This is a genomic window from Rubrivirga sp. S365 (assembly GCF_032248475.1).
Lineage (GTDB): Bacteria > Bacteroidota > Rhodothermia > Rhodothermales > Rubricoccaceae > Rubrivirga > Rubrivirga litoralis.
In genome coordinates this window covers 809,229-831,192 of sequence record NZ_JAVTTN010000001.1, presented here as the reverse complement: position 1 = coordinate 831,192, position 21,964 = coordinate 809,229, and the positions used below count along the sequence as shown (strand labels likewise).

Here is a 21,964-nt window from a genome sequence, read left to right as displayed (position 1 = left end):
GCGCCTCAAACGAGAAGCACGGGGAGCACGCGCACGCGCCACGGGGCCGCACGGGTGCCGCCGCGCCTCTGATCCCGGAGGCGGGTGGGGCGGTCTCGCCCGGGCAGGTCTCCTGGCTCGCGGCCCGGCCCAGTTCCGCCGTCCCAGGGGGGCGGGGCGGAGTGAGCGCCCGCCGGCTCGGCCCCGACCTTCCCCCGGCCGCCGCGGAGCGCGGGGCCGGAGTGGTCGCGGGCGTCGTCGCCAGCGGCGGGCCGCCTACAGTTGCGGGGACAGCTCCGGTGTTGGACCGGATTCCCTTTTCATCCGCGCCGGCCGAGGCCGGTCGCAGAACCCGAGGCGGTGGAAGAAAGAGCGGCCGGCAAGGTAGGCGCCCGCCCCGCCCGGCGCGCGCGCTCACCGCATCTTCGGGAGTAGGGCCAGACCACCCCGCCCCGCACGGGCGTGGCGCCTGGGCGGGGTGGTCGAATCGCGGGCGGGCGGGGCGGCACACGGCAGCCCGCCCCGCCCAGGCGGAGCGGTCGGGATCACGGGCGGGCGGGGCGGCGTGAGGCGCCCGTGCCCCACCCTGAACCCTGGCTCCGGGGGCCGCTCCCCGGCGTCCCCGACCTGTTGCAGCCCGTCGCCCACGCGCTCGTGCAGGCGCGCGAGGAGGTGCCGGAGTACGTCGCGGACGTGGGCGGGGCGGCGCTGTGGGCGCGGCCGGCGGGGCGGGCATCCGTCGGGTTCCACCTCCAGCACCTCGCCGGCGTCCTCGACCGGCTGCTGACGTACGCCCGAGGCGAGGCGCTAAGCGACGCCCAGCTCGCCGCGCTCGACTCCGAGGGCGAGCCCCGCCCCGCCCTCACGACGGGCGCGCTGGTGGCGGCGTTCGAGGACGCCGTGGACCGCGCGCTCGCCCAAATCCGCGCGACCGACCCGGCGACGCTGCTCGACGCCCGCGCCGTCGGCCGCGACCGCATCCCGTCGACGGCGCTCGGCCTGCTCGTCCACGCCGCCGAGCACACGCAGCGCCACGTCGGGCAGCTCCTGGTGACGGCAGCCGTCGTGACCACCCCGCCCGCGTAGCCCGGGCGGGGCGGCCTGGGCGGGGCGGGGCAGAGCAGCCGTACCCGGTACTCCGTACCCTGTACCCACCCGAAGGGTGCTTACGCCACCTGGAGCGCCTCGTCGACGGCGTCGAGGTCGGCCGGCGACAGCGCCCACCCCGCCGCGTCGACGTTCGCGCGGACCTGCGACGGCTTCGTGGCGCCGGCGATGACCGACGCGACCGGCTCGTGGGCCAGGAGGTAGGCGAAGGCGAGGTCGAGGACCGTGTGGCCGCGGTCCTTGGCAACGGCGATCAGGCGCTCAACGGTCTCCAGGTTGTCGGCCGTGAGCAGCGAGTCGCCCATTTTTGCGAACCGGCTCCCCTCCACCCCGCCCAGGCGCGAGCCCTCGGGCGCCTCGTCGCCGCGGCGGTACTTGCCCGTCAGGAGCCCGCTCTTGAGCGGGAAGTAGGGGACGAACGCGAGGCCCAGCTCGCGGCAGGCGGCGAGCGTGCCGCCGTCGCCCTCGGGGTCGCGGTGGAGCAGGCTGTACTCGTTCTGGAGCGCGACGAAGCGGGCGCCGGTCGCGGCGGCCTCGGCCTCGCGGAGCTGCTCGGGCGAGAGGTTCGAGCAGGCGACCTCGCGGACCTTCCCCTCGCGCACCAAGTCGTCCAAGGCACCCAGCGTGTCGGCGATGGGCGTGTCGGGGTCCGGCTTGTGGAGGTAGTACAGGTCGACGCGGTCGGTCCCGAGCCGCCCCAGGCTGCCCTCGATGGCCCGGCGGACGGCCGCGGGCGTGGCGTCCCTCCCGTGCCCGAACTTCGTGGCAATCGTCACGTCGTCGCGGCGGGCGCCGAGGGCGCGGCCGAGGATCTCCTCGCTCTGGCCCTCGCCGTAGACTTCGGCCGTGTCGAAGTGCGTGACGCCGGCGTCGAGCGCCGCCGAGACCACCTCGCGCGAGGCGGCCTCGTCGATGTGCCAGCCGAAGTTGTTGCAGCCGAGGCCGACGGTGGAGACGGTGAGCGAGCCGATGCGGCGGGTGTCCATGACGGGAGGGGAGTCGGGCGGGTCGGGTCCGTCGTCCACCCCGCCCCGCCGGCCGGGGTTTCCCGCCCCGCCCGCGCTTGCCGCGCGGACACCCGGGGGCGGGGCGGCGTAGGACGGCCGCCCCCCCCGCCCCGCCCATGCGCCGCGCCGCCGTCTCCGTCCTGCTCGCCGTGCTCCTCGTCGCCGGCTGCACGTGCGCCTCGGACAGCGTGAACCGCGGCGACCTCAACCTCGTGTCGCTCGACGACGAGTGGTCGCTCGGCCGCGACCTCGCCGCCGAGGTCGACGCCCAGGTCCGCCCGCTCCCCGACCCCGTCGTGCAGGGCTACGTCGACCGTGTGGGCAGAGCGCTCGTGGCCCAGACCGAGATGGCCGACCGCGACTGGACGTTCACCGTCCTCGACGACCCGGCCGTCAACGCGTTCGCGCTGCCGGGCGGGCACGTCTACGTCCACGCCGGGCTCGTCGCGGCGGCCGGCGGTCCGGACGAGCTGGCGAGCGTGGTGGCCCACGAGGTCGCCCACGGCGTGGCCCGCCACAGCACCGAGCGCATGGTGAAGGCCCAGGGCGTGAGCTGGGTCGCCGGGCTGGTCTTGGGCGACAACCCCGGCCTCGTCCGCCAGGTCGCGGCCGGCCTCGTGGGGCGGGGCGCGCTCGCCCGGTTCTCGCGGTCCGACGAGGCCGAGGCCGACCGCCTCGGGTTGGACTATCTGGCGGCGGCCGGCTACGACCCGGACGGGCAGGCGGCCATGTTCGAGACGCTCGTGGCGCTCCGCGCGCGCCGGCCGCTTAGGTTCGAGCGGTGGTTCCAGTCGCACCCGCTCGGCGAGGACCGCGTCGAGGCGGCCGAAGCGGCGGCCGAGGCCCTGCCCTCGCCGCCACCCCGCCCCGACGAGGACGCGGCCTTCGAGGACGTTCAGCGCCGCGTGCGCCCGTTCGTGTCCAGCCGCTAGCCGCCGGGCGGGGCGGCGGGCTCGGGACCACCCCGCCCGATGCTCAGGAGCGGGTCGGTCGCCCGCGTCGAGTCTCCTCCCCCCAGCGGGGGAGGGAGACTCCTACCGAACAGCCTCTCAGGGGCGGGGCGGCTACGCGAGGTTGTGGAACACGCGCTGCACGTCCTCGTCGGCCTCCAGCTTGCCGACCAACTCCAGCACGTCGTCGGCCGCGTCGTCGCCCGGGTCGGTCGTCGTCGTGGGGACGTACTCGACCTCGGCCGTGATGGGCTCGACGCCGCGCGCGTCGAGGGCCTTCTGCATCTGGCCGAAGTCGGCGAACGCGCACCGCGCGACGAGCACCGCGCGCCCGTCCTCGGTCGTACCCTCTTCCAGGCTCTCCAGGCCCTCGTCGATGAGGTCGAGCTCGAGCTCGTCGCGGTCGCCGAGCGTGTCCGGGTCGAGCGCGAACGCTCCCATCTTGGTGAACTGGAACGCCACCGAGCCGCTCGTGCCCAGGTTGCCGCCGCCGCGCGAGAACACGGCGCGGAGGTTGGCGACGGTCCGGTTCACGTTGTCCGTCGCCGCGTCGATGAGGAGCGCCACGCCGTGCGGGCCGTAGCCCTCGTAGAGGACCTCGTCGTAGCTCGCCGTGTCCTTGCCGAGCGCCCGTTTGATGGCCGCGTCCACCTTCTCCTTGGGCATGTTGACGCCCTTCGCGTTCTGGACCGCCCGCCGGAGCTGCGGGTTGAGGTCGGGGTCCGGCCCGCCGGCCTTGACGGCGATCACGATGTCCTTGCCGATGCGGGCGAACTGCTTCGCCATGCGGTCGTAGCGCGCGAACATGGTGTGCTTGCGCTTCTCGAACATCCGGCCCATGCGTCTCTCGGTGTGGTGAGGGGCCGAAGCTACCGCGCTCGCCCACCCCGCCCACAGCAGCCTGTGCGGGCGGGGCGGTCGCGTATCATGCGGGACCCCGCCCCCTTATGGTCGATGGGCGGGGCGGCTGACGTTCTAGTTACACGTACTTGCCTCCTGCCCGTGTCCGCCGTAGCCGCCGTTTTCGTCCACTTAGCCCTAGCGGTGGCGCTCTTCTTCCTCATGGGCTGGATCGGCAGGCACACCGCGGGCATGGGCTACATCAGCCTGTCCCTCTTCGTCACGAGGGACGAGGCGCCGGCCTTCAACTTCGCCTTCCGAGCCTTCGGACCGATAGCGTTCATTGTGATCGTGGCCGCGGCGCTCTACGGAGTGGGCGCAGACTGGCTCGTCGGGGGCATCTGGTTTGTAGCCGTCTACTACTCCGCGTTCCGTGTTGGCTACAACCTCGCTATGGGCAGGAGGCTGCTCCTCAACTGGCCGAGGGAGGCGCTTATCCTCGCTGTCACGGTAGGAGGAGCCTGGCTCCTGTATGACAAGGTTATCCGCGTCCGGCAGTACCTCCTTCCCGATGCGCAAAGTGTCTCTACCGAGCTCTGGATCATCGTAGCGTTGTTCATCTACGCTACCCTCAATAGGATCGAGGTGAGCGAGGCGGGGTCACGGCGCCGCAAGGAAGCTTACCTCGCCCACGCCTTCCGCACGCTGCGCTCGCAGTACCAGAGCGTTGTGGAACCGCTGGTGCCGAACGCCTTCGTGGAGTCCGTCGTCTACTCGATCATGGTCTACGAGAGCTTCCAGCGGCCGCCTGCCTTCCAGGCGCTAGAGCGGGTGGCGTTCCCTCGGTTCAGCAAGTCGCTCGGGCCGATGCAGGTGCAGACGGAGTCCATGATCTCCAACACCGAGAGCGTCCGGCTCGGGACGGAGAAAATCGTCGCGGCGTACGAGCGAGCCGTGACCGAACGCGCCGAACCAAACTTTGACCCGGTCCATGACGACTACCGCCGGGGCTCCGTTGTCTACAACATCGCGGAAGATTATAACCCGGACCACAGCTACATGGAGGCGATTAGCGCTCTGAACCACCGGGTCATTGAGCGCTTCTACCCCAGCTTGGCTGAGCGCAACAGGGCAGCAGGCAGCTACGCGAACGGCCTCAGCGGCATCCTGTCGTACGTGTAACCCACGGCTGGTACTAGCTGAAAGCCAAGGAGTCGACGGCGATCCCAACCGATCGGGGCGGGCACAAGGAGCCGGGCGGCGCACCCCGCGCTCCGGCTCACCGCCCCGCCCCGCCCGGTCGGGGCGGCGGCCGCAGGGTTGGGCGGGGCGGATCCGCGTGCCTCGCGCACCAGCCGCGCACGCGCGGCGTTGACTCGGCGGGCGGGGTGGCTCGCCGCTCCGGGGATCTATCCTCAGGCTTACCTACGGGTTTCGTGCTGGCCCCCTCCTCTACTTTGGCGCTCCCCCGCCCCTGCCGCCCGTGATCCGGCCCCTCCTCGTCTGGACCGCCGCCGCCCTCCTCGCCGGGTGCGCCGGGGTGTCGCGGCCGGCCACACCGGGCGAGGTCCGCGCGCGGCTCCCCGCCCTCGAAGCGCGGGCGGCGGCGTCGCCGGGCGACGCCGCGGCGCTCCGCGAGCTAGGCCGCGCCTACGCCCGCCTGGGCGACCTCGACCGGGCCGCCGACGTCCTCGACCGCGCCGAGCGGGCGTCCCCGGGCGACGCCGCGACGGCCTACGCGCGCGGGCTCGTGGACGAGGCCCGGGGCCGCCCCGCCCTGGCCCTAGCCCGCTACCGCACCACGGGCGGGGCGGGGCCGTACGGGCCGCTCCTGGCGGGGCGGCGGGCGCGGCTGGAGGCCCAGCGGACGCGGGCCGAGGTCGACTCGCTCCTCGACGCCGAGCGGTACCCGACCGTCGGCGACGACGCGGCCGTGGTGTTCCCGCTCCGGTTCCGCGGCGACCCCGCGCTCCGCCCGCTCGCGCGCGGCCTGACGGCCCTGCTCGCCGAGGACGTCGGCGCGCTCGGGCTCCGCGTGGTCGGGGCGGGGCGGGTCCAGGCCACGCTCGACACGCTCGGCCTCGGCCCCGACGACGTCGACGCCGACCGCGCCCGCCGCCTCGCCCGCGTGCTCCAGGGCGACCACGTCGTGCTGGGATCGGTCGACGCGGCGGGCGACTCGCTCCGTGCCGAGGCCGCGCTCTGGGAGTGGGACGCGGCGCCGGCGCCGGTGCCGGCGGAAGCGGCGGGCGCGCTCGACGACCTGTTCCAGGTCGAGGCCGCGCTCGTCGACGCGTTCGCCGAGCGGGCCGGCGTGGCGCTCTCGGACGCCGAGCGGGACCGGCTCGCGCAGCCGCCGACGCGCAGCGTGGCCGCCTTCGTCCAGTACGGGCGCGGGCTGGCCGAGGAGGACGCCGGCCGCTACGCCGAGGCGGCGGCGCTCTACGACGAGGCCGCGCGCCTCGACCCGGCCTTCCGCCAGGCCGCCGACCGGGCGGCCGTCGCGCGCACGCTCGAAGCGGCGTCGGGCGACGTCGACGTGGCCCTGGCCGCCGTCGACCGGCTCGGCCCATCGGTCGGCGCCGTGCGCCTGGTGGGGCAGCGGTTGACGCACGCGAACCAGGCCCTCGGCGTTCACACGCCGGCGCCGGGCGGCGAGCGCGTGCCGACGGCCGAGGTCCCGCTCACCCCGCCCTCGGACCCGCTCCCCCTGCCGCCCGCCCCGCCCGGCCGCAACCAGACGCCTCGCTAGATGCCCCCGACGCCCGACGCGCGGGCGGGGTGGCTCCTCGCCCTCGCCGCCCTGCTCCTGACCGCCCTCGCGCCCGCCGCGACCGCCGCCCCGTCCGACGAGGCGCGGGGCGGGCGGGGCGGCGTAGAGATCGCCGTCCGCGCGGCCCCGTCGTTCACGTCGACGCCGGTCACGGACGCGGCGGTGGGCGAGGCGTACAGCTACCAGGTCACGGCCACGGACCCCGACGGCGACCCGCTCTCGTTCGACCCGGGGACGCTCCCGGCGTGGCTCACGTTCGACCCCGGCGCGCCCAACGACGGCGCCGTCATGCTCCAGGGGACGCCGGCACCCGGCGACGTGGGGGACTACAACATCTCCATCCTGGTCTCGGACGGGACGACCATTGTAGAGCAGACGTTCACGCTCACGGTCCGCCCCGCCAACAACCCGCCCATCGCTCGGGACGACGAGGCGGCGACGTCCGCAGGGCAGACGGTGACGGTCGACGTGCTCGCCAACGACACCGACCCCGATGGCGACCCGCTCACGCTGGAGGGCGTGTCGGCAGCGTCGGAAGGTCAGGTCGTCGCCAGCGACCAGAGGGTGCAGTACACGCCGGACGCGGGGTTCGTCGGGACCGACGCCTTTTCCTACGCCGTCTCCGACGGGCGGGGCGGGACGGCCGGGGCCACGGTGATGGTCACGGTGACGGCGGCCAACAACCCGCCGACGGCGCAGCCCGACAGCTACACCACGGCCGAGGGCGCCGCGCTCACGGTCGACGCGCCGGGCGTGCTCGCCAACGACACCGACCCCGACGGCACCCCGCTCGCGGCCGAACTCGTGACGCAGCCAGCGAGCGGGGCGGTCGAGTTCACCGTCGACGGCTCGTTCACCTACACGCCGAGCGCCGGCTTCTCGGGGACCGACACGTTCAGCTACCGCGCGTCGGACGGCGAGCTCACGTCGGACCCCGTCGCCGTCACGATCACCGTCACGCCGGCCAACAGGCCGCCGACGGCGCAGCCCAACACGTACACGACGCCCGCGGGCCAGACGCTGACCACCCCGCCCCCGGGCGTGCTCGGCAACGACTCGGACCCCGACGGCGACCCGCTCTCGGCCCAGTTCGTGGACGGGGTGGGCAACGGGGAGCTCGCGCTCCAGCCCGACGGCTCGTTCACCTACACGCCGGACCCGGGGTTCTCGGGGACCGACGGCTTCACCTACCGCGCGTCCGACGGCGCCCTCACGTCGGAGCCGGTCGCCGTCACGATCGCCGTCGACCCGCCCGCGAACGTCCCGCCGCAGGCGCAGGACGACGCGGCGGCGACGGCCGAGGACCAGCCGGTGACGATCAGCGTGCTCGCCAACGACACGGACCCCGACGGCGACCCGCTCTCGGTCCTCGCCGTCACGCAGCCCTCGAGCGGTCAGGCCACGGTGACGGGGGGCGGGGCGGCCGTCCGGTACACGCCGAACCCGGGGTTCGTCGGGACCGACACGTTCGCGTACACGGCCACGGACGGGCGGGGCGGGGAGGCCGAGGCCACGGTGACCGTCACCGTCACGAACGTGAACGAGGCGCCGGCCGCGCAGCCCGACGCCTACACTGTGGCCGAGGACGCCGTGCTGACCACCCCGCCCCCGGGCGTGCTCGGCAACGACACCGACCCGGACGGCGACCCGCTCGCGGCCGATCTCGTGGATGGGCCGGACAACGGCGTGCTCGACCTCCGCGCCAACGGCTCGTTCACCTATACACCGGCCGCCGACTTTTCGGGGACCGACGGGTTCAGCTACCGCGCGTCCGACGGTACCCTCGCGTCGGCCCCGGTCGCCGTCACGATCACCGTGGCGCCGGTCGACGACCCGCCCGTGGCGCAGCCCGACGCCTACACCGTGGCCGAGGACGCCGTGCTGACCACCCCGCCCCCGGGCGTGCTCGGCAACGACGCGGACCCGGATGGCGACCCGCTCGCGGCGGACCTCGTGGGCGGCCCGTCGAACGGGACGCTCAACCTCCGCCCCGACGGCTCGTTCACCTACACGCCCGCCCCCGGGTTCAGCGGGGCGGACGGGTTCACCTACCGCGCGGTCGGGGGCGGGGCGGCGTCGGAGCCGGTCGCCGTGGCGATCACGGTCACGCCCGTCAACGACGCGCCCGTCGCCCGAGACGACGGCTACACCGTGGCCGAGGACGCCGTGCTCTCGGTCGACGCGCCGGGCGTGCTCGCCAACGACGGCGACCCGGACGGCGACGGCCTCTCGGCCGAGCTCGTGACGGGGCCGTCGAGCGGCACGCTCGACCTCGACGGCGACGGCTCGTTCACCTACACGCCGGCGCCCGACTTCTCGGGGACCGCCACGTTCCGGTATCGGGCGTCCGACGGCGCCCTCACCTCGGCCCCGGCCACGGTCACGATCACCGTGGCGCCGGTCAACGACCCGCCGACGGCGCAGCCCGACGTCTACACGACGGCCGAGGACGTCCCGCTCTCGGTCGACGCGCCGGGCGTGCTCGCCAACGACGGCGACCCCGACAGCCCGACGATCACGGCCCAGCTCGTGACGCAGCCGTCAAACGGGACGCTCGACCTCCGCGCCAACGGTTCGTTCACCTACACGCCCGCCCCCGACTTCCAGGGCACCGACGAGTTCACCTACCGCGCGTCCGACGGCGGCCGCACGTCTGCGGCCGTCCCCGTGCGGATCACGGTCGGCGGCCGGAACGACCCGCCCGTCGCCCGAGACGACGCGGCGACGACGGCCGAGGACGAGGCGGTGACGATCAACGTGCTCGCCAACGACACGGACCCCGACGGCGACCCGCTCTCGGTCCTCGCCGTCACGCAGCCCTCGGACGGCCGGGCCGCGGTGACGGGGGGCGGGGCGGCCGTCCGATACACGCCGAGCGCCAACGCGAACGGCCGGGACTCCTTTACCTACACGGTTTCCGACGGGAACGGCGGGACTGCGACGGCGACCGTGACCGTGACGGTCACGCCCGTCAACGACCGGCCCGTGGCCCGGCAGGACGTGTACGTGACGGACGAGGACGTCGTGCTCCGGGTCGGCGCGCCGGGCGTGCTCGGCAACGACACGGACCCCGACGGCGACCCGCTCACGGCCCAGCTCGTGACGCAGCCGGCGAGCGGGGCGCTCGACCTCCGCCCCGACGGCTCGTTCACCTACCGCCCCGCCCCCGACTTCGCGGGGACCGTCACGTTCCGGTACCGGGCCTCTGACGGCACCCGCACGTCGTCCTCGGCCACGGTGACGATCACGGTCGCGCCGGTCGACGACCCGCCCCTCGCGCGGCCCGACGTCTACGTGACGGACGAGGACGTGGCGCTCGACGTGTCGGCGTCCGACGGCGTGCTCGCCAACGACACGGACCCCGACAACACCCTCTCTGCCGTGCTCGCGCGCGGCCCCTCGAACGGGGCGCTCGACCTCCGCGCGAACGGCTCGTTCACCTACACGCCCGACCTCGACTTCGTCGGCCGCGACGCGTTCACGTACCAGGCCGTCGGGGGCGGGGTGGCGTCGGAGCCCGTCACCGTGACGATCCGCGTGGGCGGCGAGAACGACCCGCCCGTGGCCCAGCCGGACGCGGCGACGACGGCCGAGGACACGCCGGTCACGATCGCGGTGCTCGACAACGACACGGACCCCGACGGCGACCCGCTGAGCGTGGCGTCGGTCGTCCAGCCGTCGAACGGCACGGCGACGATCTCGCCCGACGGGACGACGGTGGTGTACACGCCGAACCTCAACTTTAACGGGGCCGACGCCTTTTCCTACGCGGCGTCGGACGGGAGCGGCGAGACGTCGAGTGCGAGCGTGTCGGTCACGGTCACGCCGGTCAACGACGCGCCGGTCGCCATGGACGACGCGGCCTCGACGCGGGCCGGCGAGCCGGTCCTCATCGCGGTCCTCGCCAACGACCTCGACGTCGACGGTGACGCGCTCACGGTCGCCTCGGTCTCGGCGCCCGCGAGCGGGCGGGCCGCCGTCGAGGGCGGGGCGGTCCGCTACGCGCCGGACGCCGGGTTCGTCGGGACCGACACGTTCACGTACACGGTCGCGGACGGGCAAGGCGGGGCCGCCGAGGCCACAGTGACGGTGACCGTCCGGCCCGCGGGCGGGGCGGCCGTCGCGTCGGAGGCCGGCCCCGCCCGCGTGGGCGCGCCCGTGACGGTGGCCGTCGCGGCGACCGCGTTCACGCCGTCCTCGGCGGACCTGTTCTACCGCCCCGCCGGCGGTGGGGCCTACCGCGTGACGCCGCTCGCGCCCGCCGAGGCGGGGTACGCCGGGACGATCCCGGCCGACGCCGTCACGGCCCGCGGCGTCGACTACTACGTGGTCCTGAGCGGCGACGGCGCGCGCGCGACGGACCCGGCCGAGACGCCGGCCCTCGACCCGCGGCACGTCCGCGTGGCGATCCCGCGGGCCGAGGCTCCGGTCGCGTTCGAGCGCGACGGGTACCGGATGGTCGCGCTCCCGCTCGTGCCCGAGACGCCGACGGCCGCGGCCGTCTTCGCCGACGACCTCGGCCCGTACGACCCGACCGTGTGGCGCCTGTTCCGGTGGGACGCCGAGCGCGAGGCCTACGACGAGTTCCCCGACATCGCCGCCCCGCTCGTGCCGGGGCGGGGCGTGTGGCTGGCCGCCCGCGCCGGCGGCGCCTTCGACGTCGTCGACGCGCTCTCGGCCGACGCCTCCGACCCGGTCGCCCTCACGCTCGCGCCGGGGTGGACCCAGATCGGCACGCCGTTCGGGTTCGCCGTGGCCTGGGACGACATTGAGGGGAGCGAGGCCGTCTCGCCGCCGGTGGCGTGGGACGGGGCGGAGTACGTGTTCGACCAGGGCGTCCTGGAGCCGTGGCGCGGCTACTTCGTCGAGAACCCGACCGACGCGCCGGTCACGCTGACGGTGCCGCCCGTCGCGGTCGGCGCGGCGGCGCGGCGCGCGCCGGTCGCGGACGCGGGCAGCGGGTACCGGCTCCGCCTGAGCGTGACAGCCGCGCGCAGCGAGGGCGGGGCGGCCGACCTCCGCGACACCCAGAACGTCGTCGGCTTCGCGGCCGCCGCCGCCGCCGGCCGCGACCGGCTCGACTGGGCCGAGCCGCCGCCGCCCGGCCCGCACGTCCGCCTGAGCCTGCTCGCCGACGGCGCCCGGCTCGCGCGGAGCCTCCAGCCCGACGGCGGGGGCGGGGCGGCGTGGGACGCCGAGGTCACGGCCTCGGCCGACCTGCTGGCCGCCCCGCTCGCGCTCCGCGTGGCGCTCGACGACGAGCGCCCGCTCCCCGACGGCTACGGCCGCTACGTGCTCGACCTCGACCGCGGGGCGGCGCTCGCCGCCGACGGCGGCGCGGTCGAGGTCACGCTCTCGGCCGCCGACCCGGTCCGCCGGCTCCGCGTCGTCGTGGGGACCGAGGCGTTCGCGTCGTCGGTCGCGGGCGGGGTCCCGCTCGTGGCGCCCGCGTTCGGGCTCGAACGGGCGGCGCCGAACCCGGTCCGCGCCGCCGCGACGCTCGCGTTCAGCGTGCCGGCGCCCGGCCCGGTCACGCTCGACGTGGTCGACGTCCTGGGCCGTCGCGTGGCGGTCCTCGTCGACGGCGAGCGCGGGGCGGGGCGGCACGAGGTGGCGTGGCGCCCGGACGGCCTGGCGAGCGGGACCTACGTGGTCCGCCTCCGGGCCGCGGGCGAGTCCGCCACGCAGACGGTGACGGTCGTACGATGACGCCGATGCCCGCCCCGCCCCGCCCGCGCTCCTACCGGCTGCTCCGCCCCGCCCGCACGTTCTGCGGTGGGGGCGGGGTGGTCGCGCTCGCCCTGGCCGTTCTCGCCCTGTGGGCGCCCGCGCTCTCGGCCCAGCCGCGCCTCCCCGCCCAGGTCACGGCGGCGGCCGTGTACCAGCAGGTCCTGGACGACTCGGCCCTGGGCGACTCGTCCGGGCTCCGCCAGATCGCGGTGCCGCTCGTGGTCCTCGCGCCCGTCGCGCGCGGGGTCGACCTCAGCCTGCGCGCGGCCTACGCGACGTCGTCGCGGGACGGCGGCGAGAGCGTGGGCGGGTTCGCCGACGCCGAGGTCGCGCTCAGCGTCCGCCGGCCGGTCGCGGGCGGGGCGGTAGCCGTCGGGCTCGCGGCGACGGTGCCGGCCGGCGGCGGCCTGACGCGGGCCGAGGCGGCGACGGCGTTCCTGGCAGCCCAGGACGTCTACGCCCTCGCCGCGCCGTATCCGCGTCGCGGGCCGAGCGTGATGCCCAGCGTGTCGGTCGCCGTCCCCGCCGGCCCCTCGGTCGTGGTCGGGGGCGGGGTGGCGTACCGGCTGCGGACGGGCTTCGAGCCGCGCGCCGACCTCGACGCCTCGTTCGACCCGGGCGACGAGCTGGCGCTCACGGCCGGCGTCGACGTGCTCCTCGCGGACGGCTCGACGGTCGCCGTCGACGGCCACTACGTCCGCTTCGGGACGGACACGCTGGGGGAGCTGGAGTACACGACGGGCGACACGTTCGGGGCCTCGGCGGAGTGGGCCGGCCTCGTCGGCGGGCTGCCGGTGCGCGTGCTCGCGGCCGGCCGCCGGAAGGCGGGGAGCGACGCGGCGGGCGCCGCGCTCACGCGCCTCGGCCAGGACGCTGCCGTCCCCACGCAGGCGCGCCTCGTCGCCACGCTCCGCGCCCGGTTCGGCCCAGCCCTGACGGCCGACGTTTCAGCCGGCGCCCGCTACTACGCCGAGAGCAACGCGTTCGCGTCGCGGGCGCTCGCCGACGTGCGCGTGGCGCCCGCCTACCGGGTCTCAGACCGGGTGGCCGTCGTGGGCCGCCTCGGCGGGACCGTCGGGAGCTTTACGGCCTTCGAGGCCGGGCTCGGGCTGAGCGTGGGCCTGTGAGGACCGTGGGCCGGTAGACCAGCCAAAGCGCTCCGCCGGGCGGGGAGGCCGAACCGCTCACTCGCCGCCCCGCCCACGCCGGGGAGGCGCCGGAGGAGACCGAACCCGAACGCCGCCGGGTCCGCCCCGCCCTTGGGCAGAACCCGCCGCCGCCGTTCCCAACCGACCGCGGGCGGGGTGGCGGCGCCCGTCGAGCCGTCCTCCCCGCCGCCCCGCCCGCGCAAGGCGAGGCCCCACCGGGCGGAGTTCCGGTGGGGCCTCATGGACAACCCTGGCGGAGTTGTCCGGGGGGATCGTTCCGAATGCGGAATGGAGGATGCGGAATGACGAAGGTCTCAGACCACACGCCACGCTCGGTGCCGATGCCGGAGACTACGGGCGCGCCGGTGTCACGAGTGCGTCACCGCCCCGCCCGCAGCTCCCCTCCCGCATTCATCATTCCGCATTCCACCTTTTTCAGTCCATCATCCTCCGCAGGAAGGCCGGCACGTCGGTGTCGTCCTTGTTGATGCGCTCCTGGCGCGGGACGTCCTGGGCGGGGAGGCGGCGGACGTTGCCCGGGCGGGCCACGTCGCTCTCGCCGCGGGGCGTCGGGCGCGGGCGCTCGCCCGGCAGTTCCTCGTCCTCGCGGAGCCGCTCGGGCGCCGGGCGGGGCGGCTCCGGCGGGCGGCGGCGCTCGAAGGCCGGCTCGTCGAGGACCTTCAGGCTGTCCTCGCCCTTGTAGCGCGGCGCGCCCTGCCGCCCCGCCCCCAGCGTCACGCTGCGGCGCGGGGCCTCCTCCTCGGTCTCGCGGGCGACCTGGTCGAAGCCGGTCGCGATGACCGTCACGCGGAGCGAGTCGCCGAGCGTCTCGTCGATGACGGTCCCGAAGATGACCTCGGCCTCGTCGCCGGCCTCGTTCTGGATGACCGACGTGGCCTGCGTCGCCTCGCGGACGCCGAGGTCGACGCCGGCCGTGATGTTGACGAGCACGTTGCGGGCGCCGGCGATCGAGATGCCGTCGAGGAGCGGGCTCGAGATGGCCTCCTGCGCCGCCTTCTGCGCCCGGTTCTCGCCCGTCTTGATGGCCGACGACATGAGCGCCGTCCCGCCGTCGAGCATCGTCGTGCGGATGTCGGCGAAGTCGAGGTTGATGAGGCCGTGGACCGTGATGAGCTCCGAGATGCCGCGCGTGGCGTTGTAGAGCACGTCGTCGGCCATCTCGAAGGCCTCGACGAGCGTGGTCGAGTCGTCGGCCACGTCGAGCAGGCGCTCGTTCGGGATGATGATGAGCGTGTCGACCGTCTCGCGGAGCGCCTCGATGCCCTGCTCGGCCATGCGGAGCCGCTTGCGGCCCTCGGCCACGAACGGCTTGGTCACGACGGCGACGGTGAGGATGCCCATCTCCTTGGCGATCGCCGCCACGACGGGCGCGGCGCCGGTCCCGGTGCCGCCGCCCATGCCAGCAGCGACGAACACCATGTCGGCCCCGTCGAGGGCCGCCTCGATGTCGCGGTGGCTCTCCTGGGCGGCCTCGGCGCCGACCGACGGCCGGGCGCCGGCCCCGAGCCCCTTCGTCAGCTCGCGGCCCATTTGAATGCGCGTGGGCGCCTCGTTGGCCTGGAGCGCCTGGGCGTCCGTGTTGACGGCGACGAATTCGACGCCGTGGATGCCCTTGGTGAGCATGTTGTTGACGGCGTTGCCGCCTCCGCCGCCGACGCCGATGACGCGAATGAGCGCCGTGTCTTGTGCGTCGTCGTCGAACGCGAAACGTGTGGAAAAGTCTGAGTTCATGATGAGTCCCCCCGGATGGGTGGCCAGGATTGTAGAGGGGCGGTGGGACCACCGGCAAAGTACCGGCTCCGCGGTCCCGCCGCCTGTGCTTTCTGTCGGTTGGGGCGTGCGGTCTAGAGCGTGCGCCGAGGGCGTGCCGTCTAGAGTTCGTCGAACCAGCTCCGCATGCGGCTGGTGATTTTCGAGACCAGGCGGTCGGGGTCGGCGTCGTAGCCGTCGCCGAAGGCCGGCTCGGGCGGAGCGGCGTCGGGCTCGGCGGCGTCGTGGGTGAGGAGCGAGGTGCCGGCCCCGGCGCCGGTGCGCAGGCCGTGGAGCACGAGGCCCACGCCGGTCGCGTACTTCGGGTCGTCGACCTCCTCGGCGAGGCCGCCGTCGAGCCCGAGCGGGCGGCCGATGCGGGCCTCAATGCCGAGGATCTCGGCGGCCAGCTCGGCCGTGCCCGGGATGAGCGCCCCGCCCCCGGTGAGGACGACGCCGGCCGAGAGGTGGCGGCCGTAGCCGGACCGCTTGATCTCGATGGCGACGATTTCCAGGATCTCCTCCAACCGCGGCTGGATGATCTGGGCGAGCGTCGATTGTCCAATGGACTTGTCGGGGCGCCCGCCGATCCCGGGGATCTGGATCTCTTTGTCCTCAGTCACGAGGTCGGTGTGGGCCACGCCGAACTGGCGCTTGAGCCGCTCAGCCTGGTCGTGCAAGATGCCGAGCCCCTTGCGCAAGTCGTCGGTCACCTTGTTACCGGCGACGGCGACGACGGCCGTGTGGCGGATCGTCTTGTCCTCGAAGACGGCGATGTCGGTCGTCCCGCCGCCGATGTCGACCAAGACCACGCCGACCTCCTTCTCGTCGTCGTGCAGGACGGCGAGCGACGAGGCCAGCGGCTCCAGGACGATGTCGTCGACGGCATAGCCGGCCTTCTCGATGCAGCGGTAGACGTTCTTGGCCGCCGAGACCAGCCCGGTGATGATGTGGACGTTCGCTTCGAGGCGCACGCCCGACATGCCGATGGGGTCGGCCACGCCGTCCTGGCCGTCGACGATAAAATCCTGCGGGAGCACGTGGAGGATCTCGCGGTCGGCCGGCATGGCCACGTGCTTGGTGTCTTCGAGGAGCCGCGTCACGTCCTCGCGGCTGATCTCGCCGCCGGTGACCGTGATCACGCCGCGGCTCTGGAAGCTCTGGATGTGGTCGCCGGCGATGCCGACGACGACGGACCGGGTCTCGACGCCGGCCGCGCGCTCGGCCTCGCCGACCGCCTTGCGGACGGCCTCGACGGTCTTGTCGATGTTGACGACGACGCCGCGGTTGAGCCCCTCGGAGGCGGCCCAGCCGACGCCCAGGACGTTCGTGCGGCCGAGGGCGTCGGTCGAGCCGACGACGGCGCAGATCTTGGTCGTCCCGATGTCTACGCTGACGACGATGCGTTCGGTGTCTTTCATGGGTCTGGGGGGAAGAGTGATGAGTAAAGAGTGATGAGTGACGGGCGGGGCGGGGGCGCGGCGCCCGGGGCTACCGCCCCGCCCTCGGGAGCGGCCGGCGGTGGGGCGGGGGCCTCTCCTGGAAGCGGTCGCAGGCGCCGCCTCGACCGCCCTCCTCTCCCACGTCTATCCCCGCGCAGGCGGGGACCCAGGAGTCGAGCGGCGCCGCCCTCCCATCCTGGATTCCCGCCTGCGCGGGAAGGACTCGTGTGAAAGAGCGTGCTGAGGAGCACACGCCTGCCCCTGGCCTCCTCCATCGAGGAGGAGGCCCGTTCCCGCCCCGCCCCGCCCCGCCCTCGTGGAGGGACGGCGGCGACACGCGGGCGGGGTGGCAGCGGGTGGTCACGGGAAGCAGAGCGAGGGCGGGGTGGCGGAGCGGGCGGGGTGGCCTGGATGTCGGGGACGAGCGGGTGGCGTCAGCCTCGGGACGCGGACTCGGGCTCGTCACCCGTCACCCGTGACCCGTCGGCCGCCCCGCCCTCGCGCGTCACGACCTGGCCGTCGAACCGCAGGTCGACGAGCCGGAAGTCGTGGGCGGGGCGGGGCAGGACGGCCTGGTCCCAGAAGGCGCGGAGCCGGCGGAGTTGGTCGGCCGGGTCGCCGCCCCGCCCGAGGCGGACCGGCACCGAGCCGTGGCCCGTCGTCGGCGTGGTCCAGAGCGTGGGCGACGGCCCCCACGCGACCTCGGAGACGAGGGCGCGCGTGGCGTCGTCGGCGCGGGAGAGGGCGGCGAGGAGCGAGCGGAGGTCGGCGTCGGCGACCGGCTGGACGGCGTGGTAGGGCGGCGCGTCGCGGAGGACGGGCACGTCGTAGAGGGCCGACGGCGAGGGCGGCATCATAAAGCCCTGAGCGTCGAGAAAGTGGCTGGGCCGGCCGTCGGCGCCCAGCGCGAGGGCGACCGGCTCGCGCTCCTCGACGCGCACGCGGAGCGTGCCGGTCGGCAGGCGGCGGACGCTCGCGCGGTGGACCCACGGGTGCCGCTCGGCGCGGCCCGCCAGGAGCCCCGGGTCGAGCGCGTAGAGCGCCGTCGAGTCCGGCGTGACGCCGACGAGCCGCTCGACCTCGGCGACCGGCGCGTGCGCCGTACCGACCACGGCGACGCGCTCGAACGGGAGCGTCCGCTGCCACACCCACGCGGCGACGAGGGCGAGGACCAGCGCCACCCCGCCCAGACGGCGGAGCCAGCGACGGCGAGTCGTGTGCTTGGAATCAGCCATCACGAGGTGGGCGGGGTGGCAGGCTGGAGCGACGCGAGGAACGCGTCCCCGTAGCGCCACACGTCGCCGGCCCCCATCGTGACGACGAGGTCGCCCGGCTGCGCGAGGCCGCGGAGCGTGTCCGGCAGCGCCGTCTTGTCGGCCTGGTAGTGGACGTCGCGGTGGCCGTACTGGCGCGCGAGGTCGGCGACCGTCTGGCCGCTCACGCCCTCGATGGGCGCCTCGCGGGCGGGGTACACGTCGGTCACGACGAGGACGTCGGCGTCGTAGAAGGCGCGCGCGAAGTCGTCGGCGAGGTCGCGCGTGCGGCTGTAGAGGTGGGGCTGGAAGACGGCCACCACGCGGCGGTCGGGCCAGCCGCGGGCGGCGGCGAGCAGCGTGGCCTCGACCTCGGTCGGGTGGTGGGCGTAGTCGTCGACGACGAGCACCGTGGCCGCCCCGCTCTCCACCCCGCCCTCGCCGTCCGGGTGGGGCGGGGCGGCGCCCTCGCCCTTGATCTGGAAGCGGCGGTCGACGCCGGCGTACTCGGCGAGCCCGGCGGCGATCTCGGCAAACGGGACGTCCAGCTCGCGCCCGACGGCGACGGCGGCCAGCGCGTTGCGGACGTTGTGGAGGCCGGGCGCCCCGAGCACCACCCCGCCCAGCCGCTCGGTCCCCTCGACCACGTCGAACCGCGTGACGGCGCCGGTCTGCTCGACGTTCTCGGCGCGCAGCGTGGCCTGCCGGCTCGTCCCGTACGTCACGACCGGCCGGTGGATCTGGCCCAGCACGCTCCGCACGTTCTCGTCGTCCAGGCACAGGATGGCCGCGCCGAAAAAGGGGACCGAGTTGGCAAACTGCACGAACGCCCGCTTGATGTCGTCGAGGTCGTCGTAGATGTCGAGGTGGTCGGCCTCGATGTTGGTCACGACCGCGACAATCGGCGTGAGCCGGAGGAACGTCCGGTCGTACTCGTCGGCCTCGACCACGATGAGCTCGCCGTGGCCGGCGACGGCGTTCGACCCGAACACGGCCACCTTGCCGCCGACGATGATCGTCGGGTCGAGCCCCGCCGCCTTCGCCACGAGCCCGACCATCGTCGTCGTCGTGGTCTTCCCGTGCGTGCCGGCGATGCCCACGCCGCGCTTGGCGCGCATGAGCTCGCCGAGCATCTCGGCCCGCTTGATGATGGGGATGAGCCGGCGCGTGGCCTCGGCGGTCTCCGGGTTCTCGTCCGGCCGGACGGCCGACGAGTAGACGACGACGTCGGCGTCGGCCACGTGCTCGGCGGCGTGGCCCTCGTAGACCGTCGCGCCGAGCGCTTCGAGGTGCGCCGTCACGTCGCCCTTTTTGAGGTCCGACCCCGAGACCTCGAAGCCGCGGTTGATCAGGACCTCGGCGATCGACGACATGCCGATCCCCCCGATCCCGACCATGTGGACGCACCGCACGCGGCCCATCTCGCCGTGCGCGGCCGGCCCGTTGGTCGGCCCATGGTTGGGAGTCGTCGGGGTCATCGGGCGGGGCGGTCTGCGATCGCGACGACGGCCTCGGCGATCGTGCGCGCGGCGTCGGGCCGGGCGATCTCGAGCGCCGCCCCGCCCATGGCGGCCAGGCGGTCGGCGTCGTGGAGGAGCGGGAGGACGACGGTCTCGAACTGCGCCGAGAGGTCGGCCTCGGGGAGCAGGACGGCGGCGCCGGCGTCGGCGAGCGCGCGGGCGTTCTTCGTCTGGTGGTCGGCTGTCACGTTGGGGCTGGGGACGAGGACCGACGGCGTGGCCGTGACCGCGAGCTCGGAGCACGTGATGGCGCCGGCGCGGCAGAGCGCGAGGTCGGCGGCGGCGTAGGCCAGGTCCATCCGGTCGAGGTACGGGACGAGCCGGAGCCGCGGGTGCGCGGGGACGGCCTCGCGGAGCGTGTCGTAGTAGCGGCTCCCGGCGGCCCAGAGCACGAACGCTGCCTCGTCGGCGAGGAGCGCGTCGAGGTAGAGCTTGAGGGCGCCGTTGATGGGGCCGGCGCCCAGCGAGCCGCCCATCGCGAGGAGCACGCGCGCGTCGTCGGGGATCTCCCAGTGCGCGCGGGCCTCGGCGCGGTCGGCGCGCGCGAGGTCGGCGCGGACCGGGTTGCCGGCGACCGTCACGTCCGCCCCGCCAAAGGCGGCGCGGGCGGCATCGAAGGCGACGAACACGCGCCGCGCCCGCCCCGCCAACAGCTTGTTGGTGGCGCCGGCGTAGGCGTTCTGCTCCTGGAGCACGAGCGGGATCCCGCGGAGCGTGGCGGCCAGCCCGACCGGCCCGCTCACGTAGCCGCCCGTGCCCACGACCACGTCGGGGTCGAACGCTGAGAGGGCGCGCCAGCTGTCCCACAGCCCCTTGGCGAGCTTGAGCGGGAACGTCGCGTTCCGCTTCAGGGCCTCCGCCGAGAGCCCGCGCTGGAACCCGCTGACCGTCACGGCGCGAATCGGGTAGCCCGCCTTCGGCACGGCCTCCCACTCCATCCGGTCGCGCGTGCCGACGAACGAGACGGCGGCGCCCGGCCGCAGCTCGCGCACGGCGTCGGCAATCGCGATGGCCGGGTAGACGTGCCCGCCCGTCCCGCCGCACGCGAAGAGCACGCGCGGCGTCCCCACCGCCTTGGAGGCGGGCCGGACTGCGGGCGGGGTGGCGTCGGTGGTCATGGGCGGGGTGGCGCTACGGTCGGGCCGGGGGGCCGTCGTTGGCTGAGGGCGGGGCGGAGTCAGGCCGTGGTTTTGCTGTGGCGCGACACGTTGAGCAGGATGCCCACCATGGCGCCGGTCGCGATCATCGACGTGCCGCCGTAGCTCACGAACGGCATGGCCAGCCCGGTGACCGGCAAGAGCCCCGTCGCCACGGCGGCGTTGACGAACCCGCCGAGCACGACGGCCGTGGTCAGGCCGGTCGCGAGGAACAGGCCGAGCGGGTCGGGCGCGTTCTTGGCCACGCGCAGGAAGCCCCGCCCGAGCAGCCACACGAACACGAACAGCACCACGCCCGCCCCCACGAGCCCGTACTCCTCGGCGATGATGGCGAAGATGAAGTCGTTGTAGGGCGCCGGCAGGAAGTCGCGCTGGAGGCTCTTGCCCGGCCCGACGCCCGCCACCCCGCCCATGGCGAACGCGATGCGCGCCTGGTCGGCCTGGTAGTTTTCGTCCTGGGCGCTGATCTCGACGGCCTCGTCGTTCGACGCGAACAGCTCGACGCCGGTCCACGCTTCGAGCCGGGCCGCCCGCTGCGGGCTCGACGACAGGAACCCGACGGCGAGCACGAGGCCCGCGAGCGCGACGGCCGCCATGTGCAGCACGCGGACGCGCCCGACGAACAGCATGGCGCCCATCGTGGCCGACAGCACGGCGGCCGTCGACAGGTCCTCCATGCCGATGAGCAGGATCGTCGGGGCGATCCACGCAAGGAGCGGCGCGAACCCGCGCCCCAGATCGCCGATGTACGCCTGCTTTTTGGCGAGCAGCACGGCCACGTGCACGATGAGGGCCACCTTCGCCAGGTCCGACGGCTGGAAGCTTATCGGCCCCAGCTCGATCCACCGCTGCGCCCCGTTCGTGACGGCGCCCATGACCTGGACGGCGACGAGGAGCGCGAGCGAGCCCAGGAGGGCCAGCTTCGACACGCGCGCGAGCCGCCGGTAGTCGACCAGCGACAGCACGCCGGCGGCGCCCAGCGCGAGCCCGACGCGGAGGAGGTGCCGGAACAGGAACCGCTCGGTGTCGCCGCCCGACTTCGTCTCGGCCAGGAACGACACGGCCGAGTACACGGCGACCACGCCCACCGCGCACAACGCGAGGACGCCCCAGATGATGGCGCGGTCGGCGTGCGGGCGGGCCACAGGCTGGCGGGACGGGGCGGCGGCGGTGGACACGGTGGAGATGCGGGGGCGGGGTGGCGAATCGGTAGGGACACCACGCGTGGTGTCCGTTCGGGCGGGGTGGCAGGTGGGCGGGGCGGCCAGACCACCCCGCCCTCGGCTAG

The 21,964-nt window shown here is 74.6% G+C and carries 14 protein-coding genes and 1 riboswitch; of the genes, 6 read left to right on the top strand and 8 right to left on the bottom strand.

Annotated elements, in window-relative coordinates:
- Positions 1–84: 84 nt before the first annotated feature.
- A riboswitch (cobalamin riboswitch) is annotated at positions 85–350 on the bottom strand.
- A gap of 256 nt (positions 351–606) precedes the next feature.
- Positions 607–1,065: a DinB family protein gene (locus RQM47_RS03685; protein ID WP_409945957.1), complete on the top strand. Its 459-nt coding sequence runs from the start codon at positions 607–609 to the stop codon at positions 1,063–1,065.
- Between the two features lie 80 nt (positions 1,066–1,145).
- Here RQM47_RS03685 and RQM47_RS03680 read toward each other — a convergent pair whose 3' ends face one another.
- Positions 1,146–2,072, bottom strand: a complete 927-nt coding sequence (locus RQM47_RS03680; RefSeq protein WP_314007401.1) for an aldo/keto reductase — start codon at positions 2,070–2,072, stop codon at positions 1,146–1,148.
- Between the two features lie 137 nt (positions 2,073–2,209).
- Here RQM47_RS03680 and RQM47_RS03675 point away from each other — a divergent pair, with 137 nt between their 5' ends.
- Positions 2,210–3,025, top strand: a complete 816-nt coding sequence (locus tag RQM47_RS03675; protein WP_314007398.1) for a M48 family metallopeptidase — start codon at positions 2,210–2,212, stop codon at positions 3,023–3,025.
- Positions 3,026–3,157: 132 nt separating this feature from the next.
- Here RQM47_RS03675 and RQM47_RS03670 read toward each other — a convergent pair whose 3' ends face one another.
- On the bottom strand, positions 3,158–3,883 hold the full coding sequence (locus tag RQM47_RS03670) for a YebC/PmpR family DNA-binding transcriptional regulator (RefSeq protein WP_311661187.1): 726 nt from the start codon (positions 3,881–3,883) through the stop codon (positions 3,158–3,160).
- A 162-nt stretch (positions 3,884–4,045) separates the two neighbouring features.
- Between RQM47_RS03670 and RQM47_RS03665 the strand changes: the two genes are divergently transcribed.
- The 4 genes from RQM47_RS03665 to RQM47_RS03650 all read left to right on the top strand — a co-directional run bounded on the left by RQM47_RS03665 (position 4,046) and on the right by RQM47_RS03650 (position 13,513).
- Complete coding sequence (locus RQM47_RS03665) at positions 4,046–5,065, top strand: hypothetical protein (protein ID WP_311661186.1); 1,020 nt, start codon at positions 4,046–4,048, stop codon at positions 5,063–5,065.
- Positions 5,066–5,366: 301 nt separating this feature from the next.
- A complete protein-coding gene (locus RQM47_RS03660) occupies positions 5,367–6,635 on the top strand; it encodes a tetratricopeptide repeat protein (protein ID WP_314007395.1) in 1,269 nt (422 codons plus the stop codon).
- Positions 6,636–12,365, top strand: coding sequence for an Ig-like domain-containing protein (locus RQM47_RS03655; protein WP_314007393.1), 5,730 nt, complete (start codon positions 6,636–6,638; stop codon positions 12,363–12,365). It begins immediately after the preceding gene.
- Between the two features lie 5 nt (positions 12,366–12,370).
- The gene (locus RQM47_RS03650) at positions 12,371–13,513 is read left to right on the top strand and encodes a hypothetical protein (protein WP_314007391.1); all 1,143 of its coding nucleotides are present in this window, start codon (positions 12,371–12,373) and stop codon (positions 13,511–13,513) included.
- A gap of 456 nt (positions 13,514–13,969) precedes the next feature.
- On the opposite strand, the gene ftsZ is transcribed toward RQM47_RS03650, so the two are convergent.
- From ftsZ to RQM47_RS03620, 6 genes are all read right to left on the bottom strand, one after another.
- Positions 13,970–15,286, bottom strand: a complete 1,317-nt coding sequence (ftsZ, locus tag RQM47_RS03645) for a cell division protein FtsZ (RefSeq protein WP_314007389.1) — start codon at positions 15,284–15,286, stop codon at positions 13,970–13,972.
- Between the two features lie 140 nt (positions 15,287–15,426).
- A complete protein-coding gene (ftsA, locus tag RQM47_RS03640) occupies positions 15,427–16,725 on the bottom strand; it encodes a cell division protein FtsA (protein WP_311661179.1) in 1,299 nt (432 codons plus the stop codon).
- A gap of 455 nt (positions 16,726–17,180) precedes the next feature.
- Positions 17,181–17,981 carry a cell division protein FtsQ/DivIB gene (locus RQM47_RS03635; RefSeq protein ID WP_311661177.1) on the bottom strand — a complete coding sequence of 267 codons (801 nt, stop codon included), beginning with the start codon at positions 17,979–17,981 and terminating at the stop codon, positions 17,181–17,183.
- Positions 17,981–19,420 (bottom strand): UDP-N-acetylmuramate--L-alanine ligase, encoded by a 1,440-nt coding sequence (murC, locus tag RQM47_RS03630; RefSeq protein ID WP_349256284.1) that lies wholly within the window; start codon positions 19,418–19,420, stop codon positions 17,981–17,983. The genes RQM47_RS03635 and murC overlap by 1 nt, the downstream gene beginning before the upstream one ends.
- 53 nt (positions 19,421–19,473) lie before the next feature.
- Positions 19,474–20,637 (bottom strand): undecaprenyldiphospho-muramoylpentapeptide beta-N-acetylglucosaminyltransferase, encoded by a 1,164-nt coding sequence (murG, locus tag RQM47_RS03625; protein ID WP_311661174.1) that lies wholly within the window; start codon positions 20,635–20,637, stop codon positions 19,474–19,476.
- Positions 20,638–20,696: 59 nt separating this feature from the next.
- On the bottom strand, positions 20,697–21,821 hold the full coding sequence (locus RQM47_RS03620; protein WP_314007387.1) for a putative peptidoglycan glycosyltransferase FtsW: 1,125 nt from the start codon (positions 21,819–21,821) through the stop codon (positions 20,697–20,699).
- Positions 21,822–21,964 lie beyond the last annotated feature (143 nt).

Bases quoted from the DNA above. Each gene is read 5' to 3' on its own strand.
- RQM47_RS03655 (WP_314007393.1), top strand. From the start codon at position 6,636: ATGCCCCCGACGCCCGACGCGCGGGCGGGGTGGCTCCTCGCCCTCGCC.
- murG (WP_311661174.1), bottom strand. From the start codon at position 20,637: ATGACCACCGACGCCACCCCGCCCGCAGTCCGGCCCGCCTCCAAGGCG.
- ftsZ (WP_314007389.1), bottom strand. From the start codon at position 15,286: ATGAACTCAGACTTTTCCACACGTTTCGCGTTCGACGACGACGCACAA.
- RQM47_RS03670 (WP_311661187.1), bottom strand. From the start codon at position 3,883: ATGGGCCGGATGTTCGAGAAGCGCAAGCACACCATGTTCGCGCGCTAC.
- RQM47_RS03635 (WP_311661177.1), bottom strand. From the start codon at position 17,981: ATGGCTGATTCCAAGCACACGACTCGCCGTCGCTGGCTCCGCCGTCTG.
- RQM47_RS03675 (WP_314007398.1), top strand. From the start codon at position 2,210: ATGCGCCGCGCCGCCGTCTCCGTCCTGCTCGCCGTGCTCCTCGTCGCC.
- RQM47_RS03680 (WP_314007401.1), bottom strand. From the start codon at position 2,072: ATGGACACCCGCCGCATCGGCTCGCTCACCGTCTCCACCGTCGGCCTC.
- ftsA (WP_311661179.1), bottom strand. From the start codon at position 16,725: ATGAAAGACACCGAACGCATCGTCGTCAGCGTAGACATCGGGACGACC.
- murC (WP_349256284.1), bottom strand. From the start codon at position 19,420: ATGGGCCGCGTGCGGTGCGTCCACATGGTCGGGATCGGGGGGATCGGC.
- RQM47_RS03650 (WP_314007391.1), top strand. From the start codon at position 12,371: ATGCCCGCCCCGCCCCGCCCGCGCTCCTACCGGCTGCTCCGCCCCGCC.